The organism is Pseudovibrio sp. POLY-S9 (assembly GCF_001431305.1).
Lineage (GTDB): Bacteria > Pseudomonadota > Alphaproteobacteria > Rhizobiales > Stappiaceae > Pseudovibrio.
Genome location: NZ_LCWX01000260.1, coordinates 116,618 through 120,668, shown reverse-complemented (window position 1 = coordinate 120,668; position 4,051 = coordinate 116,618). Strand labels below are relative to the sequence as shown.

Sequence of the window (4,051 nt, the reverse complement as noted above, 5' to 3'; positions counted from 1 at the left end):
CTTTTGGAGCGCACTCTTATCCGAAAACCGGAACCACTTTTCGGGAGTACGCAGTAGGATCGCAAACCAGAGAAAGCGCCGGATTGTTCATCCAGCGCTTTCCTAAAGATCAATCTGGAAAGCTTTCTCTTCTTAAATAGGACGTTCGAAGAGAAGAATCCAGATCAGTTATTAATTGTTTTCCAATTCAGGTCAGCCACAGGCAACATGAACACCTGTCCCGGGAAGATCATATCCGGATTTTGGATCTGCTGGCTGTTGGCCTGATAGATGGTGGTGTAGCGTGTGCCCTTGCCATAGAGACGACGGGAAATGGTCCAAAGGTTATCGCCGCGGCGGATGATAACGTTCGGCAATTCGCCAATGCCAACGGTAGCAGAGGCTCCTTTTGAACCAGACCCTTCCGCAACAAGGCGAACCGGGATCATGGCAACGTCATTCTCACCTTTGGTGAAGACAACCTGTGCGCGGGCTTCCACTTTACCGTTGGTGTTTTCGACTTTGTCAGCTCTGACTTCCACATTGCCAGCAGGGATTGTTTTTTCAGCTTCTACGAGCCAGCGACCCTCGGTGCCTGCTTGCGCTTCGCCAACAAACTCTTCGCCCACATAAACACGAACTTGCGCGCCAGGCTCACTTTCGCCAGCAACGAAGACCTTGCCCTTCTCAGTTTCAACGGCTTTGACAGTCAGCTGCGGCTCTTCAGTTGCGGCTGCAACCGGTGCTGTAGGTGTCTCAACAGGCGCCGGAGTTTGCGCTGCGACTTCAACAGGTGCGTCAGCGGTCTGTGTGGCTGCTTCTGCTGCTGGTGCAGATGTTGTATTTACAGGTGCAGGCGTCTCAGTGACGGCAACTTCAGTATTTGCAGATGCCTGTGCTGGCGTTTCAGCCGCTGCATTAACCGGAGCTGGTGCTTTTTCCTTTGCGCCAGGGGTCTGTGCAGCTGCAACGTCAGCAGGAGCAGTCGTTTCAGGTGAATCTGCATTCGCTGTTGCAACGGGCTCTGCAGTCACAGGTGTTTCTGGCAGCTGGAGAATTTTCGATGGTGCGTCTGGTTCATTCAGAACAACCAGAACCTCACCGCTTTCGTCTTCAGGCACAGACACTGCGATGTGTTGCTGCGAGCCGCTCTTTTCCTGAGTTTCCTGATTGGTCGCTTCAAGGCTGACATCGTGGTCGCCCGGTTTCAGCGGTCTTTCCAGAACAATTGCAAATTCACCGCTGTTGTTCGCAATGCCTTTGCCAACCACATCCCCATTGGAGATGAGCGCAACAATGGAACCAGCTTCAGCGCGGCCAGCGACAACGGCATCGCCTGACGGCTCAACGCGCATCACATCAAAACTTGGAACATTGTCGGTGGTAACAGCGGCGGTATCCAGCTGAGTGGTCACTTCAGGGGCTTTGCCAGCTTCTGCCTTGTCCGTCTGAGTGCCCGACGAGTTGAGCTGTACTTTGCCATTTGCAGCAGCCTCCAGCTTTGCAACAGCCTTTTCAGCTTCTGCAACAACCGAAGTATCTTCCTTGCTCAGGTAGTACGCCCCCGCACCGATTGCGCCTGCAGCAACAGCCACAGCAACTGTCAGCAACCAGTTCATCCCCGATTTCGACATGGTTCTCAATTGCTCCTCAAGCAGACCATAGTTCACTCGACATGGTATGCTTTGACATTATATCAGATTGTCCGGATATCAGTTTATCCGGCTGTCTCTTTTCCTTAGCTTTAGGCAAAAAGGACAGACTTTAATCGTGTTTGTTATACATGTTTAACCCGAGGGGCAAGGTGCACCATGTCAGGCAAGTTGCGCATATGGTGAAGTTAACCTCATTTTACGAGCCTTGCTTGACGTTCCCCCTAGCCTAATGCGACAGAATACCTATGAAAACCTTGAAAAGCATCTGCGTATATTGCGGCTCCAATGCTGGAAGTCAGCCGCTGTTTGAAAAAGCGGCGATTCAGCTTGGTGAATTATTAGCCCGTGAAGGGATTCGACTCGTTTATGGTGGCGGATCCATTGGACTTATGGGAGCTGTTGCGAAAACTGTTCTTGAAAATGGCGGAGAAGTCACCGGTGTCATTCCCAAGTTCCTGATGGAACGAGAGGTGATGCTGGAAGATGCTCATGAGCTGATCGTTACTCAGGACATGCATGAGCGCAAACGCACCATGTTTGAAAAAGCTGATGCGTTTATCGCGCTGCCCGGTGGGATCGGCACTCTTGAGGAACTTGTGGAGATGCTGACCTGGGCTCAGCTTGGCCGCCATGACAAGCCCATGCTGCTTCTCAATCTTGACCAGTTCTGGACGCCTTTGATGGAATTGCTCGACCACATGCGTAGTCTTGGCTTTATTCGCCCGGACAGCGACATCACCTACGAGATCACCGAGGATGTTGGTCAAAGCGTCGATATTCTTTGCAAGGCCATTGAGGGCTGCAAAGTTGAACATCCTGATTTGAAGGATATGTAACAAAAAGGCCGCTGAGTATTCAGCGGCCTTTTTTAATTATTGTCCAACTCACTGTTACGCCAGCTTCGCAACGCGGCGCCTTGCCATCACACCGTCGACCGAGAAGATGACGAGTGAGAACCAGATCATTCCAAACGCAAACAAGCCCTCAATCGACAGCTCTTCACCAAACAACCAAATGGCGCTGAGGAAGTGGATGGATGGCGCTATGTATTGCAAGAAGCCAATGTAAATCATAGGCAAGCGGCGCGCTGAAAAGGCGAAGACCACCAATGGGACTGCTGTGATCACGCCTGTGAACAGCAGCAGAGACAAGAACCATGGGTGTTCCACCGGAATTGCCGGATAGATGCCACCAGTGCCAGCCTGCGCGAAGTACCAGATACCGACTAGCGCGAATGGCAGGACGAGCAGAACTTCCACCAGTTGTCCAGCAACGGCGCTTACAGGTGCTTGCTTGCGCACATAGCCGTAGAGCGCAAAGCTGAGGGCCAACACAACAGACACCCACGGCAGCTCGCCCACCTCAAAGGTTTTGTAGAGCACGGCAAAGATGGTTATCGCCAGTGCTGCAAGCTGCGCTTTGGACAGACGTTCGGACAACAGCACAACGCCCAAGCCCACGCTGACGAGCGGGTTGATGAAATAGCCGAGGCTGGCATCCAGCACCCTGCCCGTTTCCACCGACCAGATAAAGATGGTCCAGTTGATGCTGATGACTGAGGCCGACACCAGAAGGTATCGCAGACGCGAGAAATCGCAGAAGATCGCTAGGATCTCCTTGCGCAGTTTGCTCATGACCAGAAAGGCGCCAAGAAACAGCACGGAGCCAATCACGCGATAGCAGATCACGATGATCGCCGGCATGTCTGCTGTGAGCTTATAGTACATGGGTGCAAAGCCCCACATGAGATAAGCAGATACTGCTGCAATCAGTCCAGCCTTGAACGCTTCTGGCGTGCTTAGCGGATCAGCAGCGGACGCTGACTGGCTCATTCAACCCTCATATTACAACGTAAACAGGCGCCAGAGATCCTGACGCCAGTTAAAAAAGGAAGGCGTGGCCGCGCATCCGCGACCACAAATCGTTTCGTGCTCAAAAGCCTTTGGCAGCCTCTATCAGGCTGTTTCCAGCTCATTCGCTTTGAAAATGCAATAACGAACGGAATCGACCAGGGCCTGGAAGGATGCATCTACGATGTTTTCAGAGACGCCGACTGTGAACCAGCGCTTGCCGGTTTTCTTGTTCTGGCTTTCTATGAGAACACGTGTGATCGCGCTGGTGCCACCGTTCAATATTCGCACTTTATAATCTATCAGCTCAAGGTCAGCTATCAGGCTTTGGTATTTGCCGAGGTCTTTGCGCAGCGAAAGATCGAGCGCGTTGACCGGACCGTTCCCTTCAGCCACCGACATGAACGTCTCGCCGTCTACTTCCACTTTCACAACCGCTTCGGAGACCGTGACACGTTCACCCAGCGCATTGTAGCGGCGCTCGACACCGGTGCGGAAGGACAGGACATCAAAGTAATCCGGCACGGAATGCAGGCGTCTGCGGGCAAGCAGCTCGAAGGAGGCATC

The 4,051-nt window shown here is 52.7% G+C and carries 4 protein-coding genes; 1 reads left to right on the top strand and 3 read right to left on the bottom strand.

Annotation, left to right across the window (positions count from 1 at the left end; genetic code table 11):
• Window positions 1–164: 164 nt before the first annotated feature.
• The gene (locus tag PPL9_RS29570; protein WP_208989722.1) at window positions 165–1,613 is read right to left on the bottom strand and encodes an Ig-like domain-containing protein; all 1,449 of its coding nucleotides are present in this window, start codon (window positions 1,611–1,613) and stop codon (window positions 165–167) included.
• Between the two features lie 266 nt (window positions 1,614–1,879).
• On the opposite strand from PPL9_RS29570, the gene PPL9_RS29565 reads away from it, so the two are divergent.
• Window positions 1,880–2,470 carry a TIGR00730 family Rossman fold protein gene (locus PPL9_RS29565; RefSeq protein ID WP_057466059.1) on the top strand — a complete coding sequence of 197 codons (591 nt, stop codon included), beginning with the start codon at window positions 1,880–1,882 and terminating at the stop codon, window positions 2,468–2,470.
• A gap of 54 nt (window positions 2,471–2,524) precedes the next feature.
• Here the strand turns inward: PPL9_RS29565 and rarD are convergent, their stop codons facing one another.
• Window positions 2,525–3,466, bottom strand: a complete 942-nt coding sequence (rarD, locus tag PPL9_RS29560) for an EamA family transporter RarD (RefSeq protein ID WP_057466058.1) — start codon at window positions 3,464–3,466, stop codon at window positions 2,525–2,527.
• Between the two features lie 123 nt (window positions 3,467–3,589).
• Window positions 3,590–4,051: alpha-isopropylmalate synthase regulatory domain-containing protein (locus PPL9_RS34580; RefSeq protein ID WP_280139095.1), on the bottom strand; the 462-nt coding region annotated here is incomplete at its 5' end.